The 20,641-nt window shown below is 26.6% G+C and carries 14 protein-coding genes and 1 tRNA gene; 6 read left to right on the top strand and 9 right to left on the bottom strand.

The window, feature by feature from the left end:
• The first annotated feature begins 101 nt into the window (after positions 1-101).
• Positions 102-1,607: a 2,3-bisphosphoglycerate-independent phosphoglycerate mutase gene (gpmI, locus tag EXC44_RS03585; RefSeq protein WP_129621861.1), complete on the top strand. Its 1,506-nt coding sequence runs from the start codon at positions 102-104 to the stop codon at positions 1,605-1,607.
• A gap of 162 nt (positions 1,608-1,769) precedes the next feature.
• Here the strand turns inward: gpmI and EXC44_RS03590 are convergent, their stop codons facing one another.
• Positions 1,770-2,744 (bottom strand): hypothetical protein, encoded by a 975-nt coding sequence (locus EXC44_RS03590; protein WP_129621862.1) that lies wholly within the window; start codon positions 2,742-2,744, stop codon positions 1,770-1,772.
• Between the two features lie 199 nt (positions 2,745-2,943).
• A tRNA-Trp gene (locus tag EXC44_RS03595) sits at positions 2,944-3,017 on the bottom strand.
• Between the two features lie 91 nt (positions 3,018-3,108).
• Between EXC44_RS03595 and EXC44_RS03600 the strand changes: the two genes are divergently transcribed.
• Complete coding sequence (locus EXC44_RS03600) at positions 3,109-4,110, top strand: folate family ECF transporter S component (protein WP_120161435.1); 1,002 nt, start codon at positions 3,109-3,111, stop codon at positions 4,108-4,110.
• Positions 4,111-4,116: 6 nt separating this feature from the next.
• Positions 4,117-6,537 carry an MAG1360 family OppF-related protein gene (locus EXC44_RS03605; protein WP_129621863.1) on the top strand — a complete coding sequence of 807 codons (2,421 nt, stop codon included), beginning with the start codon at positions 4,117-4,119 and terminating at the stop codon, positions 6,535-6,537.
• Positions 6,538-6,573: 36 nt separating this feature from the next.
• Here EXC44_RS03605 and EXC44_RS03610 read toward each other — a convergent pair whose 3' ends face one another.
• The 7 genes from EXC44_RS03610 to nadE form a co-directional block, all read right to left on the bottom strand.
• A complete protein-coding gene (locus tag EXC44_RS03610) occupies positions 6,574-7,860 on the bottom strand; it encodes a CNNM domain-containing protein (protein ID WP_120161431.1) in 1,287 nt (428 codons plus the stop codon).
• Positions 7,861-7,869: 9 nt separating this feature from the next.
• Entirely contained in the window at positions 7,870-9,351 is a 1,482-nt protein-coding gene (locus tag EXC44_RS03615; protein WP_129621864.1) for a DnaB-like helicase C-terminal domain-containing protein, read from the bottom strand.
• Complete coding sequence (gene rplI / locus EXC44_RS03620; RefSeq protein WP_120161426.1) at positions 9,338-9,799, bottom strand: 50S ribosomal protein L9; 462 nt, start codon at positions 9,797-9,799, stop codon at positions 9,338-9,340. Before rplI ends, EXC44_RS03615 begins: the two co-directional genes overlap by 14 nt.
• Positions 9,780-11,780, bottom strand: coding sequence for a GGDEF domain-containing protein (locus EXC44_RS03625; protein ID WP_120161424.1), 2,001 nt, complete (start codon positions 11,778-11,780; stop codon positions 9,780-9,782). Before EXC44_RS03625 ends, rplI begins: the two co-directional genes overlap by 20 nt.
• A gap of 104 nt (positions 11,781-11,884) precedes the next feature.
• Positions 11,885-12,919, bottom strand: a complete 1,035-nt coding sequence (locus EXC44_RS03630) for a ZIP family metal transporter (protein WP_129621865.1) — start codon at positions 12,917-12,919, stop codon at positions 11,885-11,887.
• Positions 12,919-13,653: a YebC/PmpR family DNA-binding transcriptional regulator gene (locus EXC44_RS03635; protein ID WP_099309471.1), complete on the bottom strand. Its 735-nt coding sequence runs from the start codon at positions 13,651-13,653 to the stop codon at positions 12,919-12,921. The genes EXC44_RS03630 and EXC44_RS03635 overlap by 1 nt, the downstream gene beginning before the upstream one ends.
• Positions 13,654-13,662: 9 nt before the next feature.
• The gene (nadE, locus tag EXC44_RS03640) at positions 13,663-14,454 is read right to left on the bottom strand and encodes an NAD(+) synthase (RefSeq protein ID WP_129621866.1); all 792 of its coding nucleotides are present in this window, start codon (positions 14,452-14,454) and stop codon (positions 13,663-13,665) included.
• A gap of 300 nt (positions 14,455-14,754) precedes the next feature.
• Here nadE and lon point away from each other — a divergent pair, with 300 nt between their 5' ends.
• The 3 genes from lon (at position 14,755) to EXC44_RS03655 (ending at position 20,641) form a co-directional block, all read left to right on the top strand.
• Positions 14,755-17,397: an endopeptidase La gene (lon, locus tag EXC44_RS03645; protein ID WP_129621867.1), complete on the top strand. Its 2,643-nt coding sequence runs from the start codon at positions 14,755-14,757 to the stop codon at positions 17,395-17,397.
• 1 nt (position 17,398) lies between these two features.
• Entirely contained in the window at positions 17,399-18,868 is a 1,470-nt protein-coding gene (locus EXC44_RS03650) for an amino acid permease (RefSeq protein WP_129621868.1), read from the top strand.
• Between the two features lie 237 nt (positions 18,869-19,105).
• The gene (locus tag EXC44_RS03655) at positions 19,106-20,641 is read left to right on the top strand and encodes an MSC_0624 family F1-like ATPase-associated membrane protein (protein WP_129621869.1); all 1,536 of its coding nucleotides are present in this window, start codon (positions 19,106-19,108) and stop codon (positions 20,639-20,641) included.

The raw sequence follows: 20,641 nt of genomic DNA on the forward strand, positions 1-20,641 counted from the left end.
TTCTTAAAATAACTCATTTAAATGGGTTATTTTTAAACATAATTTTTATTTATTTAGTATAATATAACTTATTTTACAATCAAAATTATATAAGGAGAAATTTGAAAAAAACAGTTTTAATTGTTATTGATGGTTTAGGTCTTAGAGAGCAAACACAAGGTAATGGGTTTGCTTTAGCTAAAACTCCAACCTTTGATTATTTATTTGCTTCTTACCCAAATTCTCTTATTCAAGCTTCAGGACAAGCTGTCGGCCTTCCTGAAGGACAAATGGGTAATTCAGAAGTAGGCCATTTAAATATTGGAGCTGGTACCATTGTTTATACTGGCTTATCATTAATTAAAAAAGCTTTAAATGATGGTACATACAAAGACACTAAAGCTTTTGTTGAAGTTTTTCGAGATGTCTTGAAAAACAATACTACCTTGCATTTAATGGGACTTTTATCTAGTGGTGGGGTTCATTCATTAGAAGATCATTTATTTGAATTATTACATGCAGCTTATAGCTATGGACTTAAAAAAGTCGCTATACATGTATTTGGCGATGGAAGAGACGTAGCTCCTAGATCAATTAAAGAATCATTAAGCAAATTGCAAGCAATTTGCACTGAATATGGTTACCACATAGCTTCAATTTCTGGAAGATTTTATGCCATGGATCGTGATAAAATGTTTGATAGGGTTTTTGAAGCTTATAATGCTACTTTAGGGGAAACTAAAGAAAGTTATAGTGATATTCTTGCTTATGTTGAAGATCAATATAAGCAAGAAATCTCAGATGAATTTTTTAAACCAGCAATCAATAATTCTTTAACAAAAGATTATTTTGTTAAAGATCATGATTCAATTATTTTCTTTAATTTTAGACCTGACCGAGCACGTCAATTAACCCATTTATTTATTAATTCAAATTTATATGATGTTAAAGCGCCAAAACAAGTTAAAATCAATAAATTTGTTTCAATGATGAAATATGAAGGTTTAGATACCCTTATTGCTTTTAGCGAAATGGATATTCCAATGCCAATTGGAAAAGTTTTAGAACTTGAAAATAAAACACAACTTCGTATTGCAGAAACTCAAAAATATGCTCATGTTACATTCTTTATGGATGGTGGTAAAGATATACAATTTAGAAATTCTAAAAGAATTATGGTAGATTCTTTAAAAGTAGAGTCATATGCTTCTGCTCCACAAATGTCTGCAGAAGGAATTACTGATGAACTTTTAAAGAATGCTTTGAGTTATGATTTAACCATTATGAACTATGCTAATCCAGATATGGTTGGTCATACTGGTGATTTAGAAGCCACTATTAAAGCAGTAGAATTTTTAGATACCCAATTTGCAAGGGTTATAGAATGAGCTAACAAAAATGATGTTACAGTCTTTATTACAGCAGATCATGGTAATGCAGAAATTACCCAAGATCAGCGAGGTAATCCTGCTACTAAACATACTAGCAGCCCAGTTATGTTAATTTGCACCGATAAAAGCGTTAAACTTAAAGATGGTATATTATCAAACATTGCTCCAACAGTTTTAGATTATATGGGTATTAAACAACCAAAAGAAATGGATCAAGCTTCATTATTAATAAAGTAAAAAAAAGATAGAATAAAATCTATCTTTTTTGTTTTATGAATATTGTTAGCGAAATCAAAAAATAAGCTTTTGAGCGGCAATTTTTATATATAAAATGATTTAATTAAAACCAGCAGATAATTTAAATTATCTGCTGGTTAATTGTATATTTTAAAACTTCCATTAAGAAGAAGAATTGCTAGAAGCTTGTTTATTTTTAGCTGGATCCGCTTTATAGGTTATTACAGCATATTTATACTCATTATCATTTTCATCCTTAAAGTAAATTGTAGCAGTGAAATTAGTATTTGTAGCATTGGTAGAATTGTCTGAAGAATTTTTATCAGTTACATTTTTCCCTTTTGCTGTCCCTTGTTCTGTATATTGAGGATTTTTGTAGTTACCTAAAGTAACTTTTTTACCTGTTCTAATAGCTAATTTTTCTACTAAGTCATTACCTTGCCAAATAGGATTCTGGATAGGTCTTGTAGTTTCTTGTATATATTCTTCACTACCTTGGTTTAACACAACTTTTACTTTTACAAATTTAGAAGCAAATTCATTTAATTTATTCTGGTCATATTTCAAATAAAACACAATGCTATTATTTTCTTGATCTACAGTAGGTTCTTTAGTGAAAGTACTAAAAATTAGCTGGTATTGTGCATTATTAGCTTTAGCTGTTTTAATTTGCTCTTCTAAAGCTTTCATTTCTTGGTCAGTTCAATTTTCCTTTTTAAAGATTTCATCAGCTTTTGCAATTAAATCTTTAGCATCTTGATTGTCACCAAGTTCTGTAGAAATTTTAGCTTTAATTTCTTCATGAACTTTCTTAAAGTATTCTTCAAAAGTAGAATCTTTTAAATTATTATATTCTTTTAAAGTTTTCTCATTATTTACTAAAGTTGTAAACTTAGTTTTTTCTTCTTGAATTAAAACTCTAGTATCAATAATAGTTTGCAGCTGTGATTTTAAAGTTTCAAGTTTAGGTAATTGAGCAACTAAATCATCAAGTAAAGTTTTAGTACTTGCTAATTTAGTTTTACTTTCATTAGATAATTCATTAAATGCACTATTTGCAGTTTCAACTAAGGTTTTGTCTTGGAGGGTTAAAAATATTATAAAAATAAGTGTCCTAATGCAATTAGGACACTTCAAACAATATTACTAATTATTGAAAAATCAAGTTTGGAATTTTTAAATGCAAAACAAGTTATTTTATTTACAATCTTTGTTTATTTAAAAGACTAAGTAAATTTAAACTTTTTAAAAAAAAATATTCTCATGCACAAGCAAGCGGAATAAAATTTACTTGCTTGTGCATGAGAATAGCATACTTACTTATTACATTTTATATTGGCGGGGGTTAAAGGAATCGAACCCTTACTTGCAGTTTTGGAGACTGTAGCACTACCATTATACTAAACCCCCCTTTTTTTTAATTTAGTAAATTATATCTTATTATTAAAATTTTAATAGTGATATTATTTAAATTTATTTTAACTAATGGTATAATTAAAGCATGAGAAAAATGGCCAATAAAATCATGAAAATTAGTTTTAACGATATTTCACTTTTTCCAAGGTGAACCTTGAAGAAAATGGCTTTTGTGGCAATTTTAATTGCAATATCTGTAAGTTTTGCTATTGTTGTTGTACAAATTATGCCATTAGTTATTATTCCTTCGTTTAAAATTTCATTTATTAGTTTGCCAATTAAAATAACCGGATTTATTTTTGGTCCTTGGACAGGGTTATTCGTTGGCTTAATTAGTGACTTTTTATCAATTTTATTTGTTCCGCCTGTTGGTTATAACTTTTTATATACTGTAGCTGCTGGTATAAATGGGTTTATCCCGGGAGTTTTTAGTGTTTATTTTATGTACTTTTTAAAAGAATCATTTAGCCCTAAGTATAAAGTTGATAAAATCAACCATAAAATTAAATTATTAGGAGTTAAGTACCAAGAAGCAAAGCTGCTTGGTAATTTAGCTAAAGCTCATGAATATAGTTTGCAGATCATTAATTATGATCAAAAACGCTCACAGATTAATAAAGAACAAAACAATTCTTTATTAATGAATATTAATTTATTAGTTTCAATTATAATTTTAACTTTATCATTAGGAATTATTTTATCAATTATTAATTATTCGCCACAAGATATTATTAATCGTTCATTTATTACAGATAAACGAATTTTATTTATCTTAATGTCATTTGGTAGTTTATCAATGATGTTATTTGTGATTTTTGGTCGTTTTAAATTCAAAGCACATTTATACAACACCTTACTGCCAATTATTTCATTTAGTGCTATTTTAGAATTAGCTAATTTACCAATTTTATCTTATGCTGATTTATTTTCATTTGGTGGATCAAACAAAGAAGATGTCTTTATTTGATTAACCCAACATATCTTACTTAGTCCAATTAAAATTTGGTTTAATATCTTTGTTGTGTATTTTTCATATATTATTATTTACCGCATCATTAACAAAAATAGTGCTTTATCATATAAATAGGTAAATATGACAAAAAAAAATTTATTAATTCTTTCAAATATTTTTTTAAACCCTAAAACTTCAAAAATTATTTGAAACAATAAAAGTAAAGTTAAAAACTTAGAACATGAAATTTACGTTCCTGAAATTTATCTTGATAAAAAAGCAACCGCTTTTTACTTACCTATGCAAAATAAAAATCTAACATTTGAAACTTTATGAAACTTTGTACAAAAAGATCATAATTCAAATGTCTTTTTATTTAGTTATAATAATCAAACTTTGCCTAAAGATATTAAAATTAAAAATCCACTAAAAGATTTAGCTTATATTAATTTAAAAGATTTTAAAAACAAGATGACTCATGAGAACTTTTTTAATTTATATTGAAAAGAAAGTTTATTGATTGCTAAAAATACTTTGAATAAGGAAACAAATGATATTTTTAGTCCTAAATTTATCACTAGTGTAAAAAACTATTTCTTTCCTAAAATTTATTTCTTTACTACTAAATTACAAGCGATTTGTAAAGAATACGACCGTCTTTTAATTTTGTTTCAAAAAAAATATATTCTTAAAACTAAACAAAAAAATAATCTAGAAGCATTAATCAAAGATGCATATAGTTGGATTAAAAATTATGAAACTGAAATTTCCAATATCTTTATTGAATTTTTTAAGGAATTTAACATTGATAATTATAAAGTACAAGAAATGTTAGTTACAAATCAAAATGCCTTAATGCAATTAGATATTATGCAAAATTCAAAGGATGTGTATTGATCAAAAAAAATTTATTCACAAACCTTAATTAAGGTTTATAATCAATTTAAACTTAAAGATTTAGTTTATGAATTAAAATATTTGCAAAAACATAAAGAATTATTGCAAAAGAAAAATCAAGCCTTTCTTAATTCTATTATTTTGAAAACTAAATATAAATTAAAGTTAATAAAAAAAGAAATTAAGGTTAATAAAAAAGATTTCAATAAACTTTATGATCTATATAAATCAAAATATTTATTAAAAAAAATCTTGTGATTTTGGTATAAACACCAAGATTTATTTTGATACTTAGATGACGATATTATTTTTGATTTAGAAAATCACATTAACCAAGAAGCTGTTATTTTTTTTGAAAAGTATAATCTAAATCTAGAGTTTAAAAATCGTTTGTTACCTAAAGAATTAATAACTTTAAAAAGAATTATCAAGTATGAATTTCACATTCCTTATACCTCTTTTTATAATCTTTCTAATGAAAATTTAAATAATTTAAATAATTCTATTACTGCTTTAGAAAGATACAAATTAGAAGTATTAAAAACTACTTTAAATAAAACTGCAGAAACTAACGAAAAATACAATAATCATATTTTGCACCTTAGTGAGCAAATTAAATTTAACCAAGCTGAGCTTGCTTGAAACTATCATAAAGAAGAAGAATTATTCAAAGCAACTTTAGAAAATAAAGAATTAAAATTAGCAAGATCATTGAATAATTTAAAAATTTATAAAAAAATCCCAAGTAAATTTTATAAAACTTTTTATAAATTTTTATCTAAACGACCTGTTCCTGATGAAATGAAGAAATATTTTAACGAAATAAATTCCTTAAAATATGCATTATATTTAGTTGAATTTGGTTTTGATTATATTGATAAATTATCTAAATTCTTTGCTTCTCAAACTACCTCTAAGGGAAGTTTTAAACAAAAGTATTTAGCTATTTTAAATTTTATTAAAGTTTATAAACTTCTATCATTATCCTTAAGTGATTTTTTTACTCCTTGAAACAAATTAGATGATTTAACTATCTTTAAATTACAAATTGGATTTTATTCACTTAAAAACTTAAAAGTTATTTTTGTTCGTGATGAAGTTATGCAAATTAATCAAGCTTTTAAAGTTGAAATAAATCGTATCTTAGTTAATTTATCAAAAGTTTATAATTTTAACTATGTTTTTATTAGTAGCGATTTTGAATTTTTAAAAAACTATTATTCTGAAATTTATATTTTTAATGATTATAAACTTTTAGAAATGGGTAATACTCAAGATATTTTAACTAATCCAATTAACCCAATAGTTAAAACTTTATGTTTAGGTTATGAGCAAACTTTCAATTTTAATTATAATTCTTTGATTACCCATAATTTTATTCACATTAATCAAGACGACTATCACTATATTTTTGCAAAATGATCAGAATTTATAGCTTGGACTTATTTTTCAAAACCTGAAGCTAATGAAGCAACCATTGAAGATTCTGAATTAAGTTTTTATTCATTTTTAAATAATTTAGAATTTGCAATCGATTATTATGAAAATTTACCTAGTTTATATAATTTAGAAAATAACCGTAAATTACTTAAAGATTACTGGAATTGGCTTACAAAAACTAAAGAAGAAAATTTTAATAATTTAGATCACGAACATAATTTTTAAAGATAAAGAAAATTCGGAGCTTTATAACTCCGAATTTTATAATTTGGAAATTTCAATGATAGGATTTTTTTGTTTGCTTTGACTTTCAATGATTTTAAAAGCAATTGTCTCAGCTAAAACATAACGAGAATTTTTATATAATTTAGGTTTTTGGGTTTTATCAGTTAACCATTTATATAAATACATGTCTAATTCTTCTTCTTTTAGTAACTCTTCGTCTATTTCTAATTGTTTAAATAATTCACGCATTTTTACATCTTCTTCGATGCGGGCTTTTTCTAATGAAATTTCGTAGATCTTTTGGTCGTCATCATATTCATCATAAATTTCGCCAACTATTTCTTCGATGATATCTTCAATAGTAATTATCCCAATAATATCTGAAGAGTAGTTATTTTCAACAACAAAGGCCATTTGAGCCCTTTGGGATCTAATTTTCTCTAAAGCACTTGATAAAATGGAGTTAGCTGAAACATTTGGCACTCTTTTAATATAATTAATGATTTTTCCGCGTTGTAAGTGAAAGATATCTTTTAGCAATAATATACCAATTAATTGCCCATCATGTTCTACTGGAAGACGCGAATAATTAGTGTCTTTAAAGATATCTAAAGCTTCTTTAACATTAGCTTTAAAACTAATAGTTGTAACGTCTTTTAGTTTAACATAATGCGAAGAGACCTTGGTAGAATCTAAGTCTAAAGCTTTTTGGGCTAGCATGCTTTCACCTGCTTGCAAAACACCTTCTTCTTGTGCTAGGTTAATAATACTTTTAAGATCTTCTTCTGAGTTAGTCACATAGACTTTTTTAGTTAATTTAGAAAAAGGTCAAGTTAAAATTCAAAAGATTCAATAATTAATATCAATATACCAACTAAAAAATTGGAGATATTTCTTAGGAGTTTTTTTAGCAATTAATTTTGGAGTAATTTCGCCAAAAATTACTAACAAAGGAGTTACTAAGAAAATTGAAATAATTAATCTACTTGTTTCACTACTTAAAATTAGCCCAAGCATGTAGGAAGTTAATGTAGCTGAAGCTACATTAACTAAGTTATTAGCAATTAAAATTGTAGTTAAAATACGGTTAAATCGTTTATTATGTTTTTCAATTAATTTTGCACCTTTTTCCTTATTTTCTTTCATCTCGTGAATTTTAACTGCTGAAAGTGAAGAATAGGCTGTTTCACAGCCAGAATAAATTGCACTAAATAAAAATAAGATTAATAGTGCAATAATAATTCAAACAAATAAATGAATATTTAAATTATTTATTGTTTGTGTAGTTTGGTTTGCTTGTGCATACCTATAGTAACTATCCATTATTTGCTCCTAGTATTTGCGTTCATAAAAGGTAACTTTAGATCCTTCGTAAAGTAAATCACCTTCCCCGGTAGGTCCATTTCTATTTTTAGCTACTGAAACATCAGTGATAATATGAGTATTATAATTAGAGTATGTTTCATCATTATTTGATTGTTGTTTGGTATTACTACGACTTAAAAAAATCACAATATCAGCATCTTGTTCAATGGCTCCTGATTCTCTTAAATCACTTAATTGCGGGCGCTTATTTTCCCGAGATTCAACGCTACGAGATAATTGCGATAATGCTAAAATTGGGATTTTAAGGTCAAGAGCTAAAAGTTTTAAAGCTCTTGAAATTTGTGCTACTTCATTTTGACGGTTTCCACTAAATTCATTACCCGAAATTAGTTGCAGGTAGTCAATAATTAATAAACTAAGTCCATTATGATTAGTAGTTTGAATTTCTTTATGAAGTTGCTTTATTTTTCAAACTAAATCAGAAATTTTACTTGAAGTATTATCATCAAAATGTAAATTAGTCGTATTTTTATTTCTAGAGATAACTGAGCGCAATAAGACAATTTCATTTTGTTCTAATAATTTAGGTTTTTGTAATTTACCTAAATTAATTGAAGCAAGCGAGGAATAAAAGCGCATTGTTAATTCAACATAAGGCATTTCTAAAGAAATAAAAGCGCAGCTATTAGGTCTGAGAATTTGTCCATTTTGATCAACTATTTCTTCTTGAGTTAGATTTTTAGCAATATTTAAAGCTAATGCTGTTTTACCCACCCCTGGCCTTGCTGCTAGAATAATTAATTGACCTGGTTTAAAGCCTTTAATTAAATTATCTAATACTTCATATCCTGTTTTTAAACCTTCAGAAATATCATTAGCTATCCCATTAGTGATTAATTCATCAAATTCATCGGTTGCTTCTTTAAACGAAATAAATGAACTATTTTGCAAAGCATTTGAATAATTTTGCTCTAAAAAAACACTAAAATCTTGAATTGAATCTGAAAAGTTTAAATCTTTTTTTGTATGTAAAGCTTGCAAGGAAGCTTGGTAAAAAGTTTCTAAATTACGCATTTTAGTTAACTCAATTAGTTGCTCAAGTTTTTCTAAAAAATTATCAGGATTGACAAATAATGAGTTAATTTCATTTACTAAAGAACTGTTAACCTTAGGATATCGTAATTTTAAATCTTCTGATTCTATAAAATTAATAATATCATAATAATCATTAAACACACCTACCCCGTTGATGTTTTTATTACGCCTTTCATTAATGAATTCAAATAGTTGTTTATTTTCTTCAAAAAAGAAATGATCTTTAGTTAAATATTGTGTGGCAGTTTGTTGTCTTTCTGCATCATTAATCATAAAATTTAAAACCATTTGTTCAGTTAAAAAATCATGGAATAAAGTCTGAGGATTTTGTAAATGTTCAAAGGTTTCAAAGTTTTTGTATTTCCAAATATTTTTATATTTATTTTTTTTCATGAGTAATATTTAAAAATATTTTGAGCTTTGCTTGAATTTCTTTATATAAATGAACAGTTATTTCATGTCATCCAAAAGACACAAGGTGAATTTTTTGCAAAGCATGTTTTGGTAAGTTAAAACCTAATTCTTTTAGTTTTTTATCAATATCTTTTGCTGAAATTGAGCCATGGACATTTAAATTACCGTTTTTATCTTTATTAGATGTTAAGCTAAATTGTAATTCAAGTTCTTCAAGTTGTGCTTTAAGTTGAAAAGCATTTGATCTTTTGGAGTATTCTTCAGCCAATAAATTATCTAATTCTCTATTTAACTTAGCGATATTTTTTTCCGTATATGCAACGGCGTAGCCTTTTTTGATTAAAAAGTTTGTTGCATATCCAGCTGAAACTTCAACAATGGTATTGGCTTTACCATCTTGACAATCTTTAATTAGTATTACTTTCATATTTAATTAATCTCCTGGTTGTGGCGATAGCGTGTTTTATATTATCAACAAAATCATTTAATTCTTCATCACTTGTTGCAGCTGCTGTATTAAAATGACCTCCGCCACCAACAGCTTCACAAATAATTTGAACATTTGTATTAATCCCGCGCGCGCTTAATTTATAAGTATTTTTCGAAGTTGCTAATTTAGCTACTACAAATGAGGCAATGCGCCCTTTAATGCGTAAAATTTCATTAGCCGCAATTGATATTTCATCATTAGTTGCTTCTAAATCAGAATAAGCTAAATAATAGCCTTTTTTAATTTCGGTAATGTTTGCAATTAAAAGTTGAATTTTATCCTTAGTTTTACTATCAATTTTTAAAGCTTCAACACTTTTTGAGGAACTAGCATTTAAGCCTTGTAACCAAGAAGCAGCATTAAAAGTTCTTGGTGTAACAGACTTAGAAAATTGACTAGTATCTAAAAAGATACCATTTAAGAGCATTTGTGATGCTAGTTTTGATAAAGTAAATTTATTTTCTAAAAACATAATGATTTCAGTTACTATTTCACAAGCACTTGATGAAGTAGTTTCAATATAACAATTTGTTTTTAATGCAAAGTCAATTTGCTTTAATAATCGGTGGTGATCGAAGATAAAGATATTATCTCTTTTTACTTGATCAATTGCTTTTGGATTATCTGTTCTTAGTGGATCAGCTACATCAGTTAAAATTACTAAGCTATTAAGATTTGTGTGTTTAATAGCAAATGAAGGATCAAAAATAATCTTAGATTTATTAAGTTTATATTCGTTAATTATTTGTGTTGTAGTAGCGTCAAAAGTATTAGCAATAATATAAACTTCTTTTTGGTAATGTTTTATTAATTCGTATAAAGCATAAGCTGAACCAATTGCATCTAAATCTGCAAAGGAATGTCCGTAAATAAACACATTGTTTATTTCTGGATCAAGGAGTTTTTCTTCTAATTGTTCAGTTAAATATCTAATTCTAGTTTTGGAATTATCTTTCAAAACTTCAGTGTTTGAACCTAAGAAAAATACTGGCGCATAATTAGTATGTATTGCAATTTGATCCCCTCCCCTTGCTTGCGCTTGGGTTAAACCTTTTTTAGCCTTTTCAATTTTTTGTTTCAGTGAAACTCAACCATATGAAAACCCGCCACTAATAGTTAATTTTTTAATTAAAGTATCTGAAATAGCACTTTTTATATCAAAAAATAACCTAAAATTCTCTTGAATTAATTTATGAATACTATCTTCATTAGTAAAAATTAAGAATTTACCGTTAGTGTATTGGCGGTAGATAAAATTATACCTTTGCGAATATTCATTTAAAGTATTCATTAAAATTGAATTAATTTTGAACAATTGTTCTTCAGATAAAATTGATTGATAAAGTGGATAATTGTCAATTTCAATTTCCCCAAGCACAGGCATTTGTTCTTGAGCCTGAGCTTTGTATAAATTTTCGCTTGTAACATTACGAAAAATTAACATATGTTCACTAGGAAAAATTTGTAGTTGAAAAAATGAATCTTTAAAACGTAAATTTAAGTATTTATCAAATGGTAAGTTTCCTTTCTCTAAATTTGGGTCTAAAGCTTTAATCATATTATGAATCTTTTGGCCAATAAAATCATGTCCAAAGGTATTTTTAATATAATTTGTGCTCCAAATTATCTCATGATTAGTATTATAGATACACAAACCAATATTATTTTGATCTAAAACATCATATAAAACTTTATTAAAAGAGCTATCTACTAAAGATTTATTTTTTGCTAGTTTTACTAATGCATTATAAATTAAGATAATTGCAATGGCTAACATGGCTAAAATTGCCAAAGAAATAACCATTGCAACAACGCGGTTATTTAATTCTCGAACAAAAATAATAATTAATATTATGCTAAAGAATAAAACTAATGCAATAGGAATAGCTCAAATTAATGATTTTTTATTAAATTTCATTACTGTTTCCTTAATGGTTAATTTATTTTATAAATTAAATTATAACATTATCTACAGATTTTGTGCTCTAAATCTGATAAAAAAAGATCAAGAAATTTGATCTTTTATTTATGCTCATGAAATGATAAGATAAATGTGGCTACTATTACCCCTAAAAATAACACAATAATTGTTCAAAGCCATTTTTGTTTACTAAAATGCTCATGGTAGAATTCTGGAAAAAATTCAACTAAAGAAGTAAAGATAAAGATTCCCCCAACACCTGCATAAAGCATTGCCTTTCCTGAGTAATCAATTGCACCTCCAACAAACATTCCAATAATCATAAAAGGTAAAAATAAAAATAGTCCTAAAAATGATAATAATAATGCTTTAGTTGGTGAATACCCTGCTTCTTTTAAGCGAATATAAAAAACAATTTCTTCGGGAATTAAGTGAATAACTAAAGATAAAAAATATGCTGTGGTAATAGAATAATTTATCTCACCAATTTCATTAGGGGTAAATAAATTTAGATTATATCCTAAAAGTAAACCTTCAGGTATACGGTGTGTTAATAAAAGCAAGAGCGCAATTATTTTTAATTTTGCTTCTGTTTTTTTAAAAATCGTTGAATTAGCAATTTCTATTTTATCTGAAGCATTAAAAATATAATCTTCATGGATATGTTGGTGGTTATGCCCGTGTTCATGAGAATGGTCATGGACAAAAACACTCAATGATTTGTGTTTTAAAAGTTTTTTATTAAATTGGTATGAAAGTACAAATTTAATAACAAATGCAAAAATTAAACCAATGATTAAACCAACTACAACAAATAAAATATTGTAGCCATAAAGAATAGTTCTAGTATATTCTCGTCCAAAAGTTTTAGAAACAAATAAGTATGAATTTTCTAGAGCTTCACGTAAAAAACCAAAAGTAGCTAAAACAATAAAAAATCCTGTTGAAAAAGCGTAGAGATAAATGCTAAAGGATTTTTTATTTAAATATTTATTTAAAAATGGTAAAAATAATGCAATTAAGATTGGTATTAGAAGCATTGTACCTAAAAAAACCAAAATTAATAATAGTTTTGCAATTATTTCATTATTTAAATTATTATATAATGAGTTATATAAAGTTTCAATTCACTGCATTATAAATTATGTTTGATTTCAATGTTATGGTACACTTCTTGCACATCGTCATCATCTTTAAGTTTTTCAATAAAATCAAGTAATTTCTTTTCCTTTTCGCTGTCATATTCAACATACATATTTGGAATATATGTTACTTCACATTGAGTGAAATTTTCGATATTTAGTGAAGTTTCAAGTGCATTTTTTAAATCACTGAAATTTTCTGGAATACAAGTTAAAATATATGAATTATCAGTTTCTTGAATATCTTCAGCACTATTTTCTAAAGCGACAAAAGTAACTTCATCAGAAGAAAGATTTTCTTTACTAAATTCAATTATTCCTTTTTTATCAAAAGCAAACGGAATTTGCCCGGTTTTTCCTAATGTTGCATTTTGTTTATTAAAATATGCTTGAATATTTGATTTAACTCTATTAATATTATCACTTAAGGTAATAACAATAAACGTTGCTCCGCCACTCACAGTGGCATTAAATAATAATTCAGTGTAAGTTTCAGAATTTTTAGCTCCTTTAGCTTTTGCAATAGCTCTTTCAATGTTATCTTTAGGCATGTTTTTTGCCTTAGCCTTAGAAATGGCTAATTTTAAAGCTGGGTTCATATCTGGATCTGGTCCAAGTGAAGCTGCTACAAAAATTTCTTTTGACAATTTTTGAAAAATTTTTCCACGAGCTGCATCTTGAGCGCCTTTACGGTGTGCAATATTGGCTGAGTGTGAATGTCCTGCCATAATTTCCTCCTATTTTAGATTTTTAACTGTATATATTTTATCTCTTTTGTGTTGTGAGATTTTATGTTTATATTCGATTTTTGCAATGGTTTCTTGACTTAAATATTTCTTTAATGCTTTAAGGTCGTGAAGATGATTAAGATAGAAGTCTAAATCACCATAACTAAAACCAAGCTCAAGCTCATCAGTTTGACCTTGTCATAGTCCTGCTGAAGGATCTTTAGTTATAATTTCTTTAGGAATATTTAATAAGCTTGCTAAATATTTTACTTCACCCTTAGTTAGGTTTGAAATTGGTAATAGATCAGCTCCGCCATCACCAAATTTAGTAAAATAACCGATATATGTTTCATCAGCATTATCCGTACCTAAAACTAAATAATTATTTTCTTGGGCAAGAGCATATAAAGTGCTCATGCGAAGTCTTGGTTTAATATTGGAAACCGCTAAAAGATTTTTAAGTTTAAGCTCATTTGTTAAAGCGTTGAAACTATTAGTTAAATCAACTCTTTGAAAACTATCATTAAACTGTGCTTCTAATAATTTAATATGATTTAAATCTTCTTTTGTCATGTTCACAATTGGCATAACTACACCTAAAGTAGTTTCTGGCGCCACTGATTTGGCAATTGCATAAACAAGACTTGAATCAATTCCGCTACTAATACCAACAACAAATCCTTTAGCTTTAGCTTTTTTTAAATGTTTTTTTAAGAAGTTTTGGATTTTTTGTAAATAATTTAAGGCAATTTCTTGGTTATAAAAAACATCCTTACCATTATAATTACTAATTTTACTCATTATTTTACTCCTATTCAAATAAAGATTTTATTATTATATTTTAATATATAAATTTAAAATCGATATTAAAATGTGCAGTTTTTGTTAGTTTAATGAATTATCTTTAATTATTTATAGGTATCTATGCAACTTTTATGTATAATAAGCAGGAGAAATTTAAATAATATTATAAAAATTATTAAGTTTTACTTTATAATAATTATTCGAAATAGATATAAATAATATTTTACATAATTTAGAGATCTTTAATCTAAATATAATTTTAGTTTTTAGATACTAACCATAATTAGAGGAGATAATATGAAAGAAGAAAATAAATTAACTTTACGTGCCATTGTTTTAGAAAAACATAAAGCATGTTTACCTGGAGCAATTATTGAGCAAGCTTTTTTAAACCCGGGTGATCACTTAGTTTTTGCTCGCTTTCAACCAGGAGATAGTTTTGTTATTGTTTATAGTGATCAAAAAAATTCAATTGACTCACGAGCTATTTTAGCATCGTTTATTGAACTGAAAGAATTAAAGTCCAACCAAGGACAAGTTCATAAATTAGTTTTTAAAGCAAAAAGTTATTTTGATGTTGATGATATTGGTTTAATTGCTTTTGACGAAAAAAATGCTAAAAACCCATTTAAGTTTTATAAACAAACTGATTATGAACGTATTGCTAAAAAATACGATTTAAGTGCAATTTCTTTTGGAGTTATTGGAGTAAGAGATGAATTAAAAGTTTTTTTACATCTTTCAGAAAATGAATTTGAAAGAGATCTTTTAAGATTTTATGATATTTTTCGATCATTAAAAAATCCAATTGAAAGAGATGCAGAAAACAGCAAATCTTTTGAATCAGTTTTCTTTAATAACCAAGCTCATTCTGATTTATCTGCAACTTTAAATTATATTGATGACTTGCAAGATAAATATAGTGAATTCCACCCTAAAAAACATCAATTTGAAAGAATTCAAGAATTTATTTTAACTACTGTTTCACATTTTAATAATTCATATTTTGACCGTGAAATGATGTTTGATGATTTTGGTATTGCTGAATTGCAAGAAATTGTGCGCAGAATTACCGAATTTTTAGGAGTTTCAGCGGGTATTAGTAAACAAGTTCAAGAAAACATGAACAAAAAAGTTTCTAACCAACATAAAGAATTTATCATACGTGAGAAAGTTAAAATTCTCCAAGAAGAATTAGCTAATATTAACGTCCCAATTATTGAAGATGAATATTCAAATGCTTTAAGAGATAAAACTAAAGCTCAAATGTTTCCTGAATCAGTTAAAAAATTAATTGCTGAGGAAAACAAACGTTCAAGCGAAATGATGCCTGCTTCTCCTGAAGCATCAATTTCTAAAACTTTTGTAGCAACTTTGAAAAAACTTCCTTGAAGAAAAACCCAAAAAGAATTTTTAGATATTAAGCATGCGCGCAGTGTTTTAGAAAAATACCACTATGGACTTGATAAAGTTAAAGAAAGAATTATTGAATATATTGCTGTAATTATTAACCAAAAAAATCAAGAGAAAAAATCAGCTAAAAAACTTAAATTAGATAATGAATTAGAAATTGACTTAAACTTATTTAAAGAAGATAATAAGAAAAAAGAAGAATTTAACAATGTTCCAATTATTTGCTTAGTTGGTCCTCCTGGAACAGGAAAAACTTCACTTTCAAAAGCTATTGCTGAATCATTACAACGTAAATTTGTTAAAATTTCACTTGGAGGAGTGCACGATGAAAGTGAAATTAGAGGACACCGAAGAACTTATGTTGGCGCAATGCCAGGAAAAATTATTAAAGGAATTTTAAAAGCTGATGTTTCAAACCCAGTTATTTTACTGGATGAAATTGATAAAATGGCTTCAACCAACAAAGGAGATCCAGCGAGTGCGATGTTGGAAGTTTTAGATCCCGAACAAAATTCAAAATTCCAAGATCACTACCTAGAACATGAATATGATTTATCTAAAGCAATCTTTATTGCTACCGCTAACTATTATGAAAGCATCCCACATGCTTTAATTGATCGTGTTGAAATTATTGAACTTTCTTCATATACATTAACTGAAAAAATTAATATTGCTCGCAAACATCTACTACCTAAAGTAACTCAACAAGTAGCCTTGCCAGATGATTATTTAAAATTAAGTGATGAGACTTTAAAATATATTATCCAACATTATACTTCTGAAGCAGGTGTACGTGGGCTTAAACGTATTTTAGACAAAATAGCTCGCAAACTAACTGTTAAATTATTAGAAACTAACAAAAAAGATTGACCAAAAGAATATCAAGTCGAAATTAAAGAGTTAGATGATCTTTTAGGTGTAGTAATTTATAAAAAAGATACCGAAACTGAAGAAGAAAAGCCAGGTATAGTTAATGGACTAGCATATACTTCAACTGGTGGCTCAACCTTGCAAATTGAAGTAAATATTTTCCCTGGTAAAGAAGAAATTAAAATTACTGGTTCATTAAAAGAGGTAATGAAAGAATCAGCTCAAATTTCCGTGTCATACGTTCGTTCTAATGCTGAAAAATTTGGCATTAAAAACTTTGATTTTGATAAACATACAATTCATATTCACGTGCCTGAAGGTGCTGTTCCTAAAGATGGACCAAGTGCCGGGGTAACATTTACAACAGCTTTAATTTCAGCACTGAAAAAATTACCAGTAGCACCAATTTATGGAATGACTGGCGAAATAACCTTAAGAGGTAAGGTTTTAGATATTGGTGGACTAAAAGAAAAATCTTTTGCTGCAAACCAAAAAAATATTAAAAAAGTATTTATTCCATACGGAAACATTAATAATTTAAGAGATATTCCAAGTGAAATAAAAAGCACATTAACATATATTCCTGTAAAAAACTACGAGGAAATATATAATGTTATTTTCAACAATAAAAAACCATTAAAAGTTATAAAAGAATAAAATGGGCAAGCACTTTACTGCCAAAACTTTTACACTTTTTACAATCAACTTTATTGTTGGATTAGGTTTTATAACCACAATAACCAGTGTTTTAAACCTTGGTTATTGGGGTTATATTGTTATTGTGTTATCTTTGTTGACAGTTTTGGGAACATCATTAGTTTTTTCCCGTTTATCTAATGTTTATAGCGAGCAATATGGTGGCTCATATGCTTTTGCTCGTAATATTGATGATGATATTGTTAACCACACATACTCAATGAAGAAAAATTGGAAATTATCGTTTAAGCAAAGGTTCAAAAAGAGTTTTAAACGAAACTTTATTTTCTTCATTGGCTGAAATCAATTTATTCAAACACCAATTTTATCTTCAATTTCTCCCTTGCTTTTATCAAGAATTATTGAAGATATTTTGAATCCACAGACTCCAAACTTAGAACTAATTATTTGGATTATTCGCTCCTTGGCTGTTATTTTATTTGGTGTATTAATTATTATTTCTACTTTTGGACTAAAACTTTCAAAAAAAGTTATTTTAGTTAGTTCAATTTTAAAATGATTTGTTTTAGGAATTGGTCTTATTTTAATTATGAGCCAAATAACAGGAAATGGATATATAGAAAGTTTTCAAAGATCTAAAAAAATTAGTGCAAAATTAATTTTTTCAAGTACTTTACTTTTTATCTTTGCATTTGCTGGTATTGAAGATATGGCTGCTATGACTAAAGATGTGCACTTTAAAAATTTCAGGGTTATTTTGCTAAGCGCTATTGGTTTAATCTTTGTTTTTTATATGGTTGCTTATTCAATTATGCTTGGCCTTAAAGAATCTTTTATTGATAAAAAGTTTTATGAATATTATAATTTTTCACTTTGTGTCTTTGGACTAATTATCTTTGTGATTGGTTTTATTTCAGGTGATATTGGCTATAAAATTACCCAAACAGTTTCAACAGCTCGCAAACTTGTTCCCCTTGCTGAAGATAATTTAATTGATGATCGTTTTGCTTTAAAAAATAAAAATAACGAATATAAAAAAGCGATTATTTTCGTTGCTTTATATACTTTAATTTCAATGATCGTTTTATCTTTGATAGTCTTATTAGCTCCTAAAAACCAACAAGGTGATTATTTTGATGCTGTAATTAATATGAGCAGCATAGCTTTATTACTAGAAGATATTATGACATTTATTGTAGCTTTTATCTTAGAGAAAAAGAAGAAAATTGCATTGATCCCATCTTGGGAAAAAATTGCTTATATTTTAAGTATTATTTGAGCTTCTTTTTTATTGATAACTTTCTTTATTCCTAATATTTTTGGTGCAAGTCATACTACTGAAACAATTTTTACAATCCTTGGTTATATTGTCTTTTTACTTTCTGGTTCTTTAGTGCGTTTATATTCATATTATCAATATAAAAATAAGCTCAAACATCTTAAAGAAAAAGCAATTTTATCACATCATTAAAGTCCTAAAAACTCGGACTTTTTTAAATTATTTTTTGTTATTTTATGCCATTTTTCTTAAAGAAGCAAAAAAAAAAAAAAAAAAGACTAAGGGTAGGAAATTAAACTTATTACTTTTAATGCTTTATTACAGTTATAAAACAAAAAAAAAAAAAAACTCTTGTAAATTAAACTATTTCACTGAATAGTAATAAATTGTATACTTAATAAAGTCAAATTAAAACAGGAGGTAAAATCAATGACAAACGATCTATTTGAAAGAAAAAGAATTTATGTTAATTATAGTTCAAAAATTAGTTCAAAGTCAAAGAACCAATGAATTTTTATTTATAAAATAATTTTGATTCTTTTCTTTTTCGCTGGTGCTTTGTCACTATTTCTAACACTTGACCAATCATTATTCCCAGCAGCTTTAATTAGAACTTCTAATAATTCTGCTAACTTACAAGAGTTTATAACCTTTGAAACTCCTAGTAAGCAAGAAAATAATGCTGTTGTGTTAATTAGGTTTAGTATTTTAATGTTTGTATTTTTATTTAGTATCTTTAAAAATTACTCTAACATTAATGCACAAAAGGAAAAATTAAAACATTATGCTGTTTTTTATGTTTTATACTTCATGATGTCAATTATTTCTTTAAGCTTGTTCTATGCATTCATTTATAAACAAAATGATAATGGAACACTTGGTAAATTTCGCCCATACCAATATTTAGAACTCATATATATTTTAATTCCATTGGTAGTGATTAACAGCGCTTTTGAAGTTTATAACTTCTTAATTAAACGTAAATCAGATCCGGTTTTATATAAATCAACGTGGCCTTTAATTCTGCAAGTTGTTTCACAAGTAATTTTAGCTGGTTTTGTAATTTTCAACGTTGCTTTATGAATTTCATATTCAAAAGCAGCTGGAGCTAGTTTATTTAGAACTACTGTAATTACTGGAACCAATACTTACAATGAGCAAAAATATTGAGAATTTGTTGACCAATTATTTAATATCAAAAGTTTTAGCAATTTAATAATTATTGCTGCTTCATTTGTCTTTGTAATTTTCTTAGTAATTGGTTCAAATACTATTAAATTACAAAAACTATCAGAAAAGAATATTTACAAACACCAAGATAAAGATTCTTTCTTAATTGCACTTATCTTTGCATTACTTGTCTCAGTATGATTATTTACATTATTGTTAAAAGATCCAGTTAAGTTTTCTATTTTAGGAGTTGAAGCTACGTATGGAATTAATAATGGCTTAATTATCTTATTAGCAGCTTTAGCAACGATCCTTTATTTCCTAGTATCATATTTAAAATATACTAAGACTAAAAATCCATCTAGCTTAATTATTAGATTTTCACTAGCACAACTATTAATTTGAGTACCATTTTTAGTATCTGTGATTCAGTTTGAAAATTCTAACTTTACATTAATTAATTTATTAGTAATTAGTCTTTTATCTATTGGAATCTTTATGCACTATATTTTAGTTAATAAATTTATCAATAAATTAACATTTATAATGTTAGTTATTATCTTTGCCCTAAAAATAGTTTTATTACTAATTTTAGGTTTAAACCACTTATTATTGATTAATAAGAATTATGTCTTGGTTTCAGTGCCAACACCAATTTCAGTAATTAAAATTATTGTTATTACATATGTCTCTTCATTATTTGCCTTGTTTGTTTTACAAGCATTGCAACTTGAAACTCTTGTAACACTAAAAATATTTAAAGAAAAAAGATTTAGTTTAAAGAAAGGAAACTAG

Origin of the sequence: Mycoplasmopsis bovirhinis, from assembly GCF_900660515.1 — a bacterium.
Taxonomy (GTDB): domain Bacteria; phylum Bacillota_I; class Bacilli_A; order Mycoplasmatales; family Metamycoplasmataceae; genus Mycoplasmopsis; species Mycoplasmopsis bovirhinis.